Origin of the sequence: Pararhizobium qamdonense, from assembly GCF_029277445.1 — a bacterium.
In the GTDB taxonomy this organism is placed as follows: Bacteria; Pseudomonadota; Alphaproteobacteria; order Rhizobiales; family Rhizobiaceae; genus Pararhizobium; species Pararhizobium qamdonense.
Genome location: NZ_CP119566.1, coordinates 2,916,378 through 2,931,910, shown reverse-complemented (window position 1 = coordinate 2,931,910; position 15,533 = coordinate 2,916,378). Strand labels below are relative to the sequence as shown.

Annotated in this window: 13 protein-coding genes; 10 read left to right on the top strand and 3 right to left on the bottom strand. The window is 60.0% G+C overall.

What is annotated here, in order from left to right; genetic code table 11:
* Positions 1-39: 39 nt before the first annotated feature.
* Positions 40-282, top strand: a complete 243-nt coding sequence (gene hfq / locus PYR65_RS14190) for an RNA chaperone Hfq (protein WP_018325164.1) — start codon at positions 40-42, stop codon at positions 280-282.
* Between the two features lie 6 nt (positions 283-288).
* A complete protein-coding gene (gene hflX / locus PYR65_RS14185) occupies positions 289-1,686 on the top strand; it encodes a GTPase HflX (RefSeq protein ID WP_276121062.1) in 1,398 nt (465 codons plus the stop codon).
* Positions 1,687-1,921: 235 nt separating this feature from the next.
* Here the strand turns inward: hflX and mazG are convergent, their stop codons facing one another.
* Together mazG and PYR65_RS14175 are read right to left on the bottom strand one after the other, a co-directional pair.
* Positions 1,922-2,755 (bottom strand): nucleoside triphosphate pyrophosphohydrolase, encoded by an 834-nt coding sequence (gene mazG, locus PYR65_RS14180; RefSeq protein WP_276118462.1) that lies wholly within the window; start codon positions 2,753-2,755, stop codon positions 1,922-1,924.
* A 5-nt stretch (positions 2,756-2,760) separates the two neighbouring features.
* Entirely contained in the window at positions 2,761-3,351 is a 591-nt protein-coding gene (locus tag PYR65_RS14175; protein ID WP_276118461.1) for a nucleoside deaminase, read from the bottom strand.
* A 242-nt stretch (positions 3,352-3,593) separates the two neighbouring features.
* Between PYR65_RS14175 and cysG the strand changes: the two genes are divergently transcribed.
* The 5 genes from cysG to PYR65_RS14150 all read left to right on the top strand — a co-directional run bounded on the left by cysG (position 3,594) and on the right by PYR65_RS14150 (position 8,511).
* Positions 3,594-5,048, top strand: coding sequence for a siroheme synthase CysG (gene cysG, locus PYR65_RS14170; RefSeq protein ID WP_276118460.1), 1,455 nt, complete (start codon positions 3,594-3,596; stop codon positions 5,046-5,048).
* A gap of 1 nt (position 5,049) precedes the next feature.
* The gene (locus PYR65_RS14165) at positions 5,050-5,364 is read left to right on the top strand and encodes a DUF2849 domain-containing protein (RefSeq protein ID WP_060638300.1); all 315 of its coding nucleotides are present in this window, start codon (positions 5,050-5,052) and stop codon (positions 5,362-5,364) included.
* A gap of 14 nt (positions 5,365-5,378) precedes the next feature.
* Positions 5,379-7,052: a nitrite/sulfite reductase gene (locus PYR65_RS14160; protein WP_276118459.1), complete on the top strand. Its 1,674-nt coding sequence runs from the start codon at positions 5,379-5,381 to the stop codon at positions 7,050-7,052.
* Between the two features lie 10 nt (positions 7,053-7,062).
* Positions 7,063-7,560, top strand: coding sequence for a DUF934 domain-containing protein (locus PYR65_RS14155; RefSeq protein WP_060638404.1), 498 nt, complete (start codon positions 7,063-7,065; stop codon positions 7,558-7,560).
* 138 nt (positions 7,561-7,698) lie between these two features.
* Positions 7,699-8,511: a ferredoxin--NADP reductase gene (locus PYR65_RS14150; RefSeq protein ID WP_276118458.1), complete on the top strand. Its 813-nt coding sequence runs from the start codon at positions 7,699-7,701 to the stop codon at positions 8,509-8,511.
* 427 nt (positions 8,512-8,938) lie between these two features.
* Here the strand turns inward: PYR65_RS14150 and PYR65_RS14145 are convergent, their stop codons facing one another.
* On the bottom strand, positions 8,939-10,435 hold the full coding sequence (locus tag PYR65_RS14145; protein ID WP_276118457.1) for a M10 family metallopeptidase: 1,497 nt from the start codon (positions 10,433-10,435) through the stop codon (positions 8,939-8,941).
* A gap of 137 nt (positions 10,436-10,572) precedes the next feature.
* On the opposite strand from PYR65_RS14145, the gene PYR65_RS14140 reads away from it, so the two are divergent.
* From PYR65_RS14140 to PYR65_RS14130, 3 genes are all read left to right on the top strand, one after another.
* On the top strand, positions 10,573-10,848 hold the full coding sequence (locus PYR65_RS14140) for a hypothetical protein (protein ID WP_276118456.1): 276 nt from the start codon (positions 10,573-10,575) through the stop codon (positions 10,846-10,848).
* A 119-nt stretch (positions 10,849-10,967) separates the two neighbouring features.
* Complete coding sequence (locus tag PYR65_RS14135; RefSeq protein ID WP_276118455.1) at positions 10,968-12,227, top strand: ferredoxin reductase family protein; 1,260 nt, start codon at positions 10,968-10,970, stop codon at positions 12,225-12,227.
* A gap of 42 nt (positions 12,228-12,269) precedes the next feature.
* Positions 12,270-15,524, top strand: coding sequence for a c-type cytochrome (locus PYR65_RS14130; RefSeq protein ID WP_276118454.1), 3,255 nt, complete (start codon positions 12,270-12,272; stop codon positions 15,522-15,524).
* The last annotated feature ends 9 nt before the right edge of the window (positions 15,525-15,533 follow it).

The window sequence follows — 15,533 nt, the reverse complement described above, 5'->3', positions numbered from 1 at the left end:
CGGTTAAATCGAACCGGAAAATAAGAAAGAAGCGGCGCTATGGCGGAACGTTCTCAGAACTTGCAGGATCTGTTTCTCAACACAGTCCGCAAGCAGAAGATATCTCTGACAATTTTTCTTATCAATGGTGTGAAACTGACGGGCGTTGTTACGTCTTTTGACAATTTTTGTGTGCTTTTGCGGCGTGACGGGCATTCCCAGCTCGTATACAAGCACGCCATCTCGACAATCATGCCGGGCCAGCCGATGCAGATGTTCGAGAGCGAAGAATCCGCATCCTGACGGGATATAAAACACATTACCAAACGTGATACCAAATCGGCGTCGATCATCCCGGAGCTTGAAAAGCTTCGTGATGACATGCGCGCCGTTGTCATCGTCCCAGTCCTGAAAAAGACGGGCAGACAGAACGCTGAGATCATTGCCGCGACCTCGACACGCAGCGACGAAAGCCGGCTTGAGGAAACGATCGGTCTGGCGCTTGCCATCGATCTGGAGGTCGTGCACGGCGCCATCGTGCCCGTTGCCCAGCCCAAGCCCGGAACGTTGCTCGGCAGCGGCAAGATCGAGGAAATCGGCCATCTCTTGAGCGAGCACAATGCCGGTCTCGTCATCATCGATCATCCGTTGACGCCGGTTCAGCAGCGCAATCTCGAAAAAGAATGGAACTGCAAGGTCATCGACCGGACCGGTCTCATCCTGGAAATCTTCGGCCGCCGCGCGTCCACCAAGGAAGGCACGCTGCAGGTCGAGCTTGCGCATCTGAACTACCAGAAGGGCCGCCTGGTTCGCAGCTGGACCCACTTGGAGCGCCAGCGCGGTGGCGCGGGCTTCATGGGTGGTCCGGGTGAAACCCAGATCGAGGCCGACCGCCGGCTTTTGCAGGAAAAGATCGTCAAGCTCGAGAAGGAGCTGGAGCAGGTGCGCCGCACCCGCCAGCTTCATCGCGCCAAGCGCAAGAAGGTGCCGCATCCGATCGTCGCCCTCGTCGGCTATACCAATGCCGGCAAATCGACCTTGTTCAACCGCATCACCGGCGCGGGCGTTCTCGCCGAAGACATGCTGTTTGCAACGCTTGACCCGACGCTGCGCCGGATGAAGCTGCCGCATGGCCGCATGGTCATGCTGTCCGATACCGTCGGTTTCATCTCTGACCTGCCGACCCATCTGGTCGCCGCCTTCCGCGCGACGCTGGAAGAGGTGCTGGAAGCCGACCTGATCCTGCACGTGCGCGATCTCGCCGACCCCGACAACCAGGTTCAATCGCAGGACGTGCTGCGCATCCTCACCGATCTCGGCATTGACGAGAAGGCGCGCTCCGAGCGCATCATCGAAGTCTGGAACAAGGTCGATCTGCTGGATGCCGACGCGCATGAAAGCCTCGTCCAGAAAGCCGAACACAGCGAAAACACCGTCGCTGTTTCGGCCGTGACGGGCGAAGGTGTCGATCACCTGCTGGACGAGATCAACAAGCGCCTGTCCGGCGTGCTGATGGAATGCAACGTCGTGCTGCCGGCCAGCAAGCTGCAGCTGCTCTCCTGGGTCTACGAACACACGATGGTCGATGGCCGCGAGGACATGGAAGACGGCTCCGTCAGCCTCGATCTGCGCATGACGCCGAGCGAAGCGGAAGAGCTTGACCGGCGGCTCGGCAATGGCCCGAAGGCTGCGGCGCAGGACTGGTAGCGTATTACCGGACTGGTGGCTATTACCGGAATCGGGGCTAACACCCCCCTCTGTCGGCGACGCCGACATCTCCCCCTCAAGGGAGGAGATTGGCCGCATCGACTGTGCCTCTCCAATATCAAGGCAGCGAGGGAAAAGACTGATCTCCCCCCTTGAGGGGGAGATGTCACGCAGTGACAGAGGGGGGTGAAGCCTCCCCGGTCTCAGAACTCGACGGCTGGCTCATGCAGGCCAGTTACCTCAACTGCCGCTCTATCGCCTTGGCTGCCTGCCACAGTTCCTCCATCCGCTCCAGCGTTGCCGCCTCCAGCGTTTCCCCATGAGCTTCCAGTTCCGTCTCGATATGCGCGAAACGGCGGCGGAACTTTGTGTTGGTGCCGCGCAGCGCCATTTCAGGGTCAGCGCCGACATGGCGGCCGATGTTGACGACGGCGAAGATCAGATCGCCGAGTTCGTCTGCCACCTTTGCCTTGTCGTTCAAAGCGAGCGCCTCGCGCAGTTCGGCAATCTCCTCCTCGATCTTGTCGAGGATCGGCTCAGGTGAGGACCAGTCGAAACCGACCTTGGCCGCCCGTTCCTGCAGTTTCAAAGCCTCGACCAGCGCCGGGAAACTGCGCTGGACGGAGCCAAGATGACCGGTGTTGACATCCTCAGGCAGGCCGCGCTTTGCCCGCCGCTTGCGGCGTTCGGCCTTTTCCGCCTGCTTGATCTCGTCCCATTGCAGTTTCACGGCCTGCGGCGTATCCGCGTCAGACCGCGCAAACACATGTGGGTGGCGCCGGATCATTTTTCGGGTGATCGCTTCGACCACATCGCCAAAGGCGAAATCACCTGCTTCCTCAGCCATGCGCGCATGAAAAACCACCTGCAGCAGCAGGTCGCCGAGCTCGTCGCAAAGATCGTCCATATCGGCGCGCTCGATCGCGTCGGCAACCTCGTAGGCTTCTTCCAGCGTGTACGGCTTGATGGTCTCGAAGGTCTGGACGATATCCCATGGGCAGCCGGTTTCGGGCTGGCGCAGGGCTTCCATGATTTCCAGCAGGCGGGCGATATCCTTGGAGGGGTGCATGGGGCTCAATTCAATGGAATGGCGTTGGCGTCCTTGCCGGACTGATAAGAATCCGACAGCGACTGGTACTTGGCGCGAATGCGCCGGTCCTGCTCCCGTAGCGCGGCCTTGCCGGCCTCGTCCGATGTCGCCACGAGATCGGCGATCGAGGAGGAGCGCCAGAAGGCGTTGGTCTTGGCGTAGCCGCCGGGATCGAGCCGGAAAACCTCTTTCAGGATTTTCAGGTCGTGCGGGATCGAAAACGCGTCGCGCGAATCCTCGTGGCTGAACAGGTAGTAGAAATTGTCAAAGCCCGCCCAGGTGATCGCCGAGAGGCACATCGAGCAGGGTTCGTGGGTGGAGAGGAAGATGAGGTCCTTGGTGTCAGGCTTTTCGGCGCGCTCGTAAAAGCGCTTCAGCGTATGCACTTCGCCATGCCAGAGCGGGTTTTCCGTCTCGTTGTTGGTTTCCGCGATGACGAGGGACAGGTCCGATTTGCGCAGGATCGCCGCACCGAAAACCTTGTTGCCGGCAGCGACACCCTTTTCCGTGAGGGGCAGGACGTCTGTCTCGATGACGCTCAGCAGGCGTTCTGCAAGTTTGGAATTGTTCGTCAAACCATTGGCTCCATACAATAGGATTACTGGCATTTAGCGGATTTGAAGTGGTATAGGCAATGCTCGGAAACACGATCCTGCCGTTGCCGAAGGCCTTGTCCTCGGAGAGATTTGCTCAAATTATGCTGGAGTCGAGCAAAAGAATATCCGCCTGCAAAGGCATCGGAATTTCTGTTTCTTCAATTTTCAAGGTATAAAGGGGATATTCCCCATAACCTGTAACAGGATCAGATTCCCACACGATGACCGAACAACTGACCGTCTTTCCGGCCTTCTTCCGCGTTGCGCAGAAATGCGTGGCGGTTTTTGGCAATGGTGACGAGGCATTTGCCAAGGTTCGGCTGTTGCTCAACACGCAGGCCCGGATCATCGCCTATGCGGACGAGCCGGAAGACGATTTCGCCGCGTTCCTGTACACCAATGCGATCGACCATGTCGCAACGCCTTTCGAGGCAGGCCAGGTCGACGGCGCAACGCTGGTCTTTGCCGCAACCGGCGATGCGGCTCAAGACCGCCTGATCGTCGCTGCGGCGCGGGCGCAGAAAATTCCGGCCAATGCGGTGGATCAGCCGGAATTCTGCGATTTCCTGACGCCGGCATTGGTCAATCGCGCGCCCGTCGCCGTTGCCATCGGCACCGAGGGCGCAGGGCCGGTGCTCGCCCAGATGATCCGCGCGCAGATCGATCAGCTGCTTTCCCCATCCCTTGGCGCGCTCGCTTCGCTGGCGCAGGCCTATCGCGATGCCGCCGACCGTGTTCTGCCGCGCGGCGTTTCCCGCCGGGTGTTCTGGCGCCGGTTCTTTTCCGGCCCGGTCGCAGATCAGGTGTCGCTAGGAAATATCGCCGAAGCGCGCCGGGAAGCATCCCGGCTGCTGCAGTCGGTCGATCGGGTTCCGGGCCATGTCTGGCTGGTGGGTGCGGGTCCGGGAGCGGAGGACCTTTTGACCTTGCGGGCCCAGCGCGTAATGATGGAAGCCGATGTGATCGTTTACGATGCGCTGGTGCCGCAGGCGATCGTCGATATGGGCCGCCGCGACGCCGAGCGCCTGCCGGTTGGCAAGCGCAAGGGCTGCCATTCGAAATCGCAGGATGAGATCAATCAGCTGCTGGTGCGCCTCGGTCAGGACGGCCAGCGTGTCGTGCGGCTGAAGTCAGGCGATCCTCTGGTCTATGGCCGCGCTGGCGAAGAGATGGCGGCTTTGCGCGAAGCCGGGATCACCTACGAGATCGTTCCCGGCATTACCTCGGCTTTTGCGGCCGCTGCCGATTTCGAATTGCCGCTGACGCTGCGCGGTGTCGCCTCGTCGCTGATCTTTACCACCGGCCATGATCTGACCGGTGACGTCCTGCCGGACTGGGCCCGTCTTGCCATTTCCGGTGCGACCATTGCCGTCTATATGGGCCGCACGGTTGCAGCTTCCGTTGCGGCGCGGCTGATCGAAGCCGGTTTGCCGGCGGAAACCACGGTCGCCGTGATCGAAAACGCCAGCCGCGCCGGGCGCAAGCTCCTGCACGGCACGCTGAAGGATCTGCCGGACCTGCAATATCGCGACGAGCTGGATGGCCCGGTCATGGTGATCATCGGCGATGCGGTGGCCGGCGCGAATTTCGAACGGTCGCAGCCGCTGGTCACGGGCAAGACGAACGGTTCGGCCTCAGACGTGCAGCACAAACAGACTGATGAAGTGAGGAACTGACATGGCCGACAAGGTATTGACCGCAAACCGCCTGTCCGACGGCATTTCCGTCTGGCTCGATGCCTCCGGCAACTGGGTGGAATCGCTGCAGGATGCGTTTATCGCCCGCCATGCTGAGGCGGTCACCGCTCTGGAAGCGACTGGAAAGGCTGCCTTTGCCGATAACAAGGTGGTTGACGTGAATGTCATTGATATTGAAGAAGTAGCAGGCGTGCTCAGGCCTTTGCGGATGCGCGAGCGCGTTCGCGCCGAAGGCCCGACGATCGACTATGCGCCGGGATACAAGGGCCTGACCGGCCCCGTTCAGGTGGCTTAAGGAAAAGAAGACCGATGTACCGTTACGACGAATTCGACCATGCCTTTGTTGCTGACCGTGTTGCCCAGTTTCGCGATCAGGTCACGCGCCGTCTTTCCGGTGCGCTTGCCGAGGATGCCTTCAAGCCTCTCCGGCTGATGAACGGCGTCTACCTGCAGCTGCACGCCTATATGCTGCGGGTCGCCATTCCCTATGGCACGCTGAACAGCAACCAGATGCGCATGCTGGCCCATATCGCCCGCAAATATGATCGCGGTTACGGCCATTTCACCACGCGCCAGAACATCCAGTACAATTGGCCGAAACTCTCGGACACGCCGGACATCCTGGCAGAGCTTGCCTCGGTCGAGATGCACGCGATCCAGACATCGGGCAACTGTATCCGCAACGTCACCGCCGATCATTTTGCCGGTGCCGCTGCCGATGAAGTCGCGGACCCGCGCCCTTACGCCGAAATCCTGCGCCAGTGGTCGTCGGTTCATCCGGAGTTTTCCTTCCTGCCGCGCAAGTTCAAGATCGCCGTTACCGGGGCCGAGCGCGACCGCGCCGCCATTCAGGTGCACGATATCGGCCTGCACCTGAAGAAGAACGACAAGGGCGAGATCGGCTTTGCCGTCTATGTCGGCGGCGGGCAGGGCCGCACGCCGATGATCGCCAAGAAAATCCGCGATTTCCTGCCGGAAGAGGATCTGTTGTCCTACACGACAGCGATCATGCGGGTGTACAATCTGCACGGCCGCCGCGACAACAAGTACAAGGCGCGCATCAAGATCCTCGTGCACGAAACCGGCGTGGAAAACCTGACAGGCCAGGTCGAGCAGGAATTCCTGCAACTGAAGAACACGGAGCTGAAATTGCCGGATGCCGATATCCAGGCAATCACCAGCTATTTCGCACCTCCGCCGCTGACCGACCGTCCCGAAGGCTGGGCCAATCTGGCCGGCTGGAAGAAGGCCGATCCGGACTTTGCCCGCTGGGTGCAGCAGAATGTGCAGCCGCACAAGCACCCCGACTATGGCATGGTGACGGTGTCGCTGAAGCCGATCGGCGGCATTCCAGGCGATGCCAGCGATAGCCAGATGGATGCGATTGCCGATCTGGCGCAGGAATACGCCTTTGATGAAATCCGCATCAGTCATGAGCAGAATATCATCCTGCCGCATGTGGCGCTGGCCGATCTGGAGGCGCTCTATCGTGGTCTCGTTTCGATTAGTCTGGCGACGGCCAATGCCGGTCTGATCACGGATATCATTGCCTGTCCCGGCTTGGACTATTGCGCGCTTGCCAATGCGCGCTCGATCCCGCTGTCGCAGGAAATCTCCACCCGCTTCGGTGACCCGGACCGGCAGGCCGAGATCGGCGAGCTGAAGATCAAGATCTCCGGCTGCATCAATGCCTGCGGCCATCACCATGTCGGCCATATCGGCCTGCTGGGCGTGGAAAAGAAGGGTGCCGAACTCTACCAGATCACGCTTGGCGGTTCAGGCGACGAGAATACCTCGATCGGCGAGATCATCGGCCGCGGCTTTGAGCCTGAAAAGGTCACCGACGCGATCGAGACGATCGTCAACACTTATCTGTCCTTGCGAACGGATCCGTCGGAAATCTTCCTTGCGGCCTATCGCCGGGTCGGGCCGCAGCCGTTCAAGGATGCGCTCTATGGCGGCAATGCGCAGGAAGCGGCCTGAGGACAAGCATATGACACAGATCTGGAAAGAAACCGGTTTCGTCACGGATGACCCCTGGGTCGTCGAAACCGAGGAAACCAAGGCAGGCTCCAATGAGAAAGCTATTCTCGGGATCGATGCCTTCGTGGAAAAGGCACAGGCCGGCGAAAGCGGGCTTGGCGTGTTGGTCAACCCCGCCGACGATGTGACGCGGCTGCAGCCGTTTCTGGAGCAGGTGTCGTTGATTGCGGTGGCTTTTCCCGCGTTCAACGATGGCCGCGCCTTCAGTCACGCGTCGCTGCTGCGCGTGCGTCTCGGTTACGGCAAGGAAATCCGCGCCGTCGGCGACGTGCTGATCGACCAGGTGCCGCTGATGCTGCGCTGTGGCATCGATAGCTTTGCCGTCAGCAACGAAACGGCCCTCAAGCGTCTGTCGGAGGGGCGTTTGCCGGGGATCGACAATCACTACCAGCCGACGGCCAGACCTTCGGCCGATGCGAAATCCTACAGCTGGCGGCGGGTTTCCTGACGGCTGCGACACACTGAAACACGCATCAATCTGAAAAAGGCGCTATAATTGGAACGGATTTGCTTCCAAATCGGCGCCTTTTGGAATATCCGCTGATACCTGAAAGCGTTACTCATCATTACAGGACCTGACCCCGAAATGAATGCTCCTGCCAAGATCGAAGAATTTGCTGCAACCGTGCCCGCCGGCGTGTTCGCTGAAACGGTGACGAAGGTCATGCATTATACGGACCGGCTGTTCAGCTTCCGCATGACGCGTCCGACGGAATTCCGGTTCCGCTCGGGTGAATTCGCCATGATTGGCCTGATGGTCAAGGGCAAGCCGGTCTACCGCGCCTATTCGATCGCGAGCCCCGCCTGGGACGAGGAACTGGAATTCTTCTCGATCAAGGTGCCGGACGGTCCGCTGACCTCGCATCTGCAGAGCATCAAGCCCGGTGATCAGGTGCTGATGCGCAAGAAGCCGACAGGCACCCTGGTACTCGACGCGCTGACGCCTGGCAAGCGCCTCTACATGTTTTCGACCGGAACCGGCATCGCGCCGTTTGCGAGCCTGATCCGTGATCCCGAAACGTTTGAGAAGTTCGAGGAAGTCATCCTTACCCACACGACCCGCGATGTGGCCGAACTGAAATACGGCTTCGACCTGCTCGAAGAAATCCGCAACCACGAATTCCTGGCCGAACTGGTCGGCGACAAGCTGCGCCATTATGCGACGGTGACCCGTGAGGATTACCCGTTCAAGGGCCGCATCACCAACCTGATGCGTGACGGCAAGATGTTCTCGGACCTTGGCCTGCCGGCCTTCGACCCCTTGGTCGATCGCGGCATGATCTGCGGCTCGACGGAGATGCTGAAGGAAACCAAGGAAATTCTGGAGGCCGCCGGTTTGAACGAAGGCTCCAACAACAAGCCGGGCGAATTCGTGATCGAACGCGCATTCGTCGGCTAAGGCCGAATTTCAGGAATGAGTACGAGGAAGGTGGCCTGCGGGCCGCCTTTTTTGTTTGGCTGCATGCGGCCGGGGAAGGGCGGTATGGCGCCTTGCCCAGATAATTCGTGAAGGTCTGCCTTTGGGATCGGCGTTCAAAAGACAAGGCAGGATACTTTGATCCCGCCCAGAGTGCTGACAAACCTGGAATAAGATTGTCTGGTAAGAGCCATACCCCACTCTCCGTCATTCTCGCCCTTGTGGCGGGAATCCAGCGACCCGACGTCCGTCGGGTCACAGAACTCTTTTAGATCATGGGCTTGAGCAGGTTAAATCGCTGACGAGCACAGGGATGACGGAGCGTTTGGCAATCGCAGAATTCCTCAAATGGCCTGCCTAATACCGAGAATATGACTTATCCGGCCCTCTCCATACAGATTCGCGTCTGTCAGAGGAAAAAATAGCCCTTCTGCAGGGTGACGGCGTCTTCGAGATGGATGGAAAAGTCGGCTTTTCGATCGCCGTCTACATCGCCATAGATATAGGTGCCGGACGCATTCTTGACATAGCGCAACTCGCCTTCATCGCCGCCGAAGCCCTTGGTGCCGATGAACTTGAAACCTTGGTTGCCCTCTTTCGTGATGTCGGCATCTATGCCTGCAAGGTTGATCCGGTCGCCTTCAGAGCCCCGAAAGTCCAAGATCGTGTCGCGGCCGGATGCGGCCGGGGTGCTGTCGGACAGCTCGGAGAAAATGAACATGTCTGCACCGCCGCCGCCGGTGAGCATGTCGCGTCCTTTGCCGCCGTTCAGTTTGTCGCCTCCGGCGCCGCCAAACAAAGAATCGTTGCCGTCTTTCCCGAACAGCGAATCATTTCCGCCATTGCCGAAGAGCGCGTTGGCGGCCTGGTTGCCAACGACCCTGTCGTTTCCGGACCCGGCCTTGACGTCCTCGATCAGCGAGGCAAGGTTGCCCTTGTGCAGCAGCGCATTGAAAATATTGCCGCGCGCATAGCCATCGTTCGGCCCACCGCCCAGTCCCGCCAGCTGGTCTTCGCTGAACATCGAGAAGCCACCGGCGCGAAGGTCGATATTGAGGTTGCTCTTGTAGGCGGTGAGATCGAACGTGTCCTTGCCGCCGCCATCCCAGATCGTGGCGAAGATGCGGTTGCCGCCGGGGTCGATCGCCACCTTGCCATCCACATAGGTCTTGCCGCTGTCCGGTGTCCACTTGTAGACCGTGTTGCCGCTGTTGGTGGTGTAATTGGCGCCATACATGTGCTGCAGGGCAGCGATATCGGCCATCATGAAGGTCTGCGGCGCGCCGAACTGTTCATAGGCGTAGCCATTGGCATTGTCGCCGACAAAGCCATTATAGGTCATCACCGTATATTCGACCGAGTTGAAGGCATCGGGTGTCGCGCCGAAGACGCCGGTATCATGACCATGCTTCAAGCCCAGCGCATGACCCAGTTCGTGCACCAGCGTGTGCCAGGCATAATTGCCGGCAACCGGGGCGCGATAATCGTTGATCGTGCCCTCATAGTCCGTGCTGAACCAGGTATCGCCGGCGGAATAGTGTGTGTCGGGAAAATAGGCATAGGCCGTCGGGCTTGCCTCGTCGGATTGCGCAAAGCGCAGCGTCGCGGTGGTTGCGCTGCCGGCGGAGAAGGCCAGCTTGGTAAACCCTTCGACGGAAAAGCCGTCATTGGCGGCAGTTCCGGAAGACTGTTCCATGATGAACAGCGCCGCGTTCTTTTGCGCAGCCGAAACCGCACCGAAATTGTTGTTCAACTCTGCCGGGTTGCCGTAATGATACTGGCTGGCAAGCGTTGGGAAAGCGTAGGTAACGCTATCGCCGCCCCAGGCGGTGCCGGAAATGATGCCATCGACCAGCTGGTTGCCTGTAGCAGCAATGGTCTTTACCGTTTTATTCGTGCCCGTCATTGTTTCACCTTCTCGGTGGAGAATGTACACCGGAAATCATCAAATTGTCTGTAAGCTGCTACTTTCGGAAAGCGGCTGAAACTGCTCCGTAAGTCTCATCGCACCCGTAACTTTCCCAAACCTGAAGAGGCGTTGATATGCTGGTCGAATTTCGGAGGCAATGGCCGATCCTCGCCCTTTTGGGGGCAATAGCCGGGTTTTTCAGCGGTGTGGTTTTGGCGGCACAAGTGCCAAAGGGAACCGGTGGGATCATGACGCCGGCGCCGGATGCGGAAGCTGCCGTGCAGTCCGAATATGACGGCGCCACCCGCAAAGGGACGCGCGAAGCCTATGAGCGCTTCATCCGCCGCCATCCGGACCATCCGCTGGCGCAAAAAGCACGCGAGGTACTTGCCGCCGGCACGTTGAAATGAGGGCAGGCGAATAAAGCCCGGCGTAAAATCGTCTCTGCTACAATAGCAGTTGACGAAGCTTGAGGGCCTTGCCAGTCTCACTTCGGGCTCCGCAACCGCGGAATTATGGGGGATATGGCGTGAGCGCGGGTGCTGTTCTTGTCTGGTCGCTGATCGGATTTGCGGGGTTGCTGGTTGTCCCTGCGGTCAGCCATACCAATGCGGGCACCACGTTTTCGCTGATGGCATCCTCGATGGCCTTTACCGGCATGGCGCTGGCACTGTTCATGGCCACGCGCCCATCTTTCATCGAGCGCCTTTTCGGCGGGCTCGACCGGATCTACCAGACGCATCGCCGGGTAGGGATCACGGTCCTCGCGCTGATCCTCGTACACTATTTCATCACGCCGGATTTCAAGGGCCTGTCGCTGACCGGCGGGCTGAACAGGCTGGCGGCTGATGCCGGCGAGTACGCGTTTTACGCACTCGTCGTCCTTTTGCTGCTCAGCATCGTCAAGATCGTGCCAAAGACGAAGGTGGAAATCCCTTACCATTTCTGGCGCCTGACACACCGTTTCATCGGCCTGCTGTTCATCATGGCCGCCTTCCACCAGACGTTCATCAAGCGGCCCTATGACGGTACGGCGATGCTGGCGACCTATCTCAATATTTTCGCGATGATCGGCACGCTGAGCTATATCTACACACAGCTCTTTCCCTGGCTGCGGACCCGCACCTACGAGGTCTTCGATGTGGCGCGTCATGAGGGCGCAACGATCATTTCCGCCCGGCCGGTGCGGCGTCCGCTGCGTGCCAAGCCCGGCCAGTTCGGATTTTTCCGGGTCAACAAACCGGGTTTGCGCGAGCCGCATCCGTTCACGATCGCCGGCATGGAGGACGACGGCACCGTCCGGTTCGCCATCAAGCCGCTGGGTGATTATACCAAAGCGCTGCGCGACGGCATCGCCATCGGCGACCGCCTGAAACTGGAGGGGGGCTATGGGCATTTCAATCACCGCCGTGGCAGCAAGAAACAGATATGGCTCGCTGGCGGTATTGGTGTTACGCCGTTCCTGGCGATGGCGGGGCGCTTGAAGGGGGACGAAGGCCAGGATATCCACATGGTCTATTGCGTGCGCGACCGGAGCGAGGCCATCGGCCTTGATACGTTTCAAACGCAGGCGGACAAGCTTTCGAATTTCAGTTTCACTTTGCATGATTCCAAAACGGACGGCAGGCTCGACGCGGCAAAGCTTACCGCATCGAGCGCCGTCGATCCGGCGGGAGCGGACCTCTGGTTCTGCGGGCCGCCATTGCTGCGAAAATCCATTGAAAAGGGCCTGAAGGACCTCGGCAAGACACCCAAACGGGTCGAGTTCGAGCAGTTCGAGTTCCGGTAGCTATAGCGTATTTGTTGTTTGAGAAAGCAAGGAGAACAGGCCATGCGCATGTTCGATCAAGTGTCCGGGACCCTGATCCGTAGGCTCGGCCTGCCGCGCACGATGGCGGCGATGGCGGCACTGGTTCTGGCGCTAACCCAGTGTCCGGGCGCTGCATCGGCGCGTGATGCTTTCGCTGACGATGCCTATGCGACCTATAAGGCCGATACCGGCAATGGCAAATATCTGTTCAATGCGTCCGGTTGCGGTGCCTGCCATGGATCGGCCAGGAGCAGCGACGTCCTGTCCGGCGGACTGGAAATGGATACGGCGATCGGCAAATTCTATGCCCCGAACATTTCGCCCCATGCCAACGGCATCGCCGGCTGGACCAATGCGCAGTTTCTCAATGCGGTGATGCAGGGCATCGATCGCGAAGGCAACAATCTCTATCCCGTCATGCCCTATACCGCCTATGGCGGCATGAAGCCGGAGGATGTGCTGGATATCAAGGCTTACATCGACACGCTGATTGCGTCCGATGCCGTATCGAAGGAACACGAGATCGCGTTTCCCTATAGCCGCCAGACGACGATTACGCTGTGGAAGCGCAGCCACTTCAATGTGGCGGACTATCAGCCGCGCGAGGAAACGCAGATGGAGCGCGGCCGCTATCTCGTCGAAAATGTCGGCGGCTGCGGCGAGTGTCATACGCCGCGAACCACCACTTACGGTCTCGACATGGAAAACGCCTATACCGGGGAAAAGGGCCTGACCGGCGCGGTGGCGCCCGATATTTCCAAGGCCCGGATGGCAGGCCTTGCCACACCCGACGTGTTCACCACCGGCCTGATCGACGACGGCAAGAAGCTCTCGGGCGCTCCCCTGACCGATCCCGTCATGCGCGAGATAGCCCATGGACTGTCCGTTCTCAACGAGAAGGACCGCACCGCGATCTATGCCTTCCTGTCCGACCGCGAGGTCAAGCCGCCGCAGCCGGTGGCGCAATCGGCAACGGCGGTCTGCACGGAAAGTACGCCGGCCTCCGCGCTTGGCGGCGGCAATGCCGGCCTTGCCACCCAGGCCGATGCCTTTATCGGCAAATATTGCCGCAATTGCCATGGGCCCGGCGAAAGCTCGCAAGGATCCTATCCGGCCGGTGACCTCAGCACGATCGCAGCCGACGCCGCTTTCGTGGTTCCCGGCGATGCCGCCAAATCCCGTCTGTTCACTTCGGTGACCAGCGGCCGCATGCCGCTTGGCAAGCGCCCGAGCGCGGAGGAGGTAAAAAGCCTGGAGGACTGGATCAATTCGCTGAAGCAATCGGATCTGCCGCAGACTGCGGCGAGCAGACCGGCGCGCACGCGGCCGATGCTGGCCTATCGGGATTTCGTCGAGGCCGGGCTGAAGGATATTTCCAAGGTCAACGATCTCGACCGGCAATATATGCGCTACTTCTCCTATCGCAACCAGTATAATGGCATGATGAGCTGCGAGGACGACAAGACCTTCATGAAGCGCATGGACGTTCTGGCCGGCGGCTTCAAGAAACTGTTGAATTCGCTGTCCTACGGCCCGAAGCTTGTGTTGCCGCAGGAGGTCGAGGGCACCAACGGCCTGATGGTGAGGGTTGACCTGCGCGACCTGCAATGGTCGGCCGACGACTATAATTTCCTGATTTCGCAATATTTCTACGGTGTCGATCCCGCCAGCGATGCCTCGCTTCTGGCGCTCACCAAGGAAACCGGCACCGTCCTGCCGATCATGCGCATCGACTGGTTCATGGCCAATGCCGCCAAACCAAAGATCTACAACCGGCTGATGAAGCTGCCGACCCATATCCGCGAACTCGAACAGCGGTTCCAGATCAATGTCGATGACAATATCCGCCGCCGCCAGGTGCTGCGCGCGGGTTTTGCCGATGGATCGTCAGGGGTTTCAGATCATAACCGCATGCTGGAACGCCACGATATGCCGTTCGGCGGCTACTACTGGAAGTCCTATGATTTCGGCGGCGATGTCGGCCGCCAGGTGCTGAAGCGTTTTCCGCAAGGGCCGAAGGAACTGGAACCGTTCGATGGCGGTCTGACGCCGTTTGAGCACGATGGCGGCGAGATGATCTTCTCGCTGCCGAACGGGCTGCAGGGCTATTACCTGTCGACAGCGGCGGGAAAGCAGCTGGATATCGGGCCAACCTCGATCGTGTCCTTCCGCAAGCGGCCGATCGGCAAGGGGGTCGAGATCATCAATGCCCGCTCCTGTTTCGATTGCCATGCCAACGGCATCCTGTCGAAACGCGACCAGCTGCGCGAGCATATCCAGACATCGACGCTGTTCACCCGGGATCAGCAGGCCATTCTCTTGGATATGTACGTGCCGCAGGAAGAGCTTGATGCCGCCTATAACAAGGACCGGCAGCGTTTCGTCGAGGCGCTGGTCAAGCTCGGTGTGACCGAGCCGACGCCAGATGGCAGCGCTCAGAGCATGCAGGCGCCCGGCAATGCCGAACTCGTCACCTATTTTGGCGACAAATATGAGGATGAACTCGATTTCGATGCGCTCGCGGCTGAGTTCGACATGACGCCGACAGAGTTGTCCTCGGCGATCAAGCGGGTGGAGGATGTCGATACGCTGCGGCTTGGCATCGACTGGGTGACGACGCTTGAGGCGGGCGCGACGGTCCCCCGCGCCGAGGTCGAGCAGCAATTTCCGCTGCTTCTGCATCCCCTGATGCAGCTGAAGCCGCTCGACACGGCAACCGTCCACGTGGCCACGGCCGGTGGAGGTGAGGACGTGGCCGGTCAAACGGCGCAGCAGGATTATGTCAAGCCGCAGACAATCGCGGCCGCGACGCCCGCCTATCGCCAGGAGCAGCCTGCCGATCGCGGCAAGCTTGAACTGGCGCTGCATGTGGCCACGACCACCGCGAAGGTCGGCGACCAGCTGTCCTTCGAGCTGAGTGCCAACAGGGCCTGCGAATTGCAGATCCTGTATGTGGAAGAGACCGGCAACGTGGAAGTCATTCCCGATGCGATGATCGGCAATACCACGCTGCAACCGGGCGAGAAACGCCTGATCCCGCAGCCCGGAACCGGCGATCTGACCTTCGACACGCCGGCACCGGCCGAAACCATGATCGCCTACTGCCGCGAGGGTGGGCTGGGCGATCAAAAGCTGACCGTGGAGCGGGCGCGCCAGCTGGTGGCGCAGTCGCATCTACCGCCGACGCGCGGACTGGCGATCAACCTTGCCAAGAAAGCCGAGGACGACAAGGGCGCCAGCGGCCTGCAAGTGGTGACCTTCGAGATCATAAAATAGGCGGGCGTC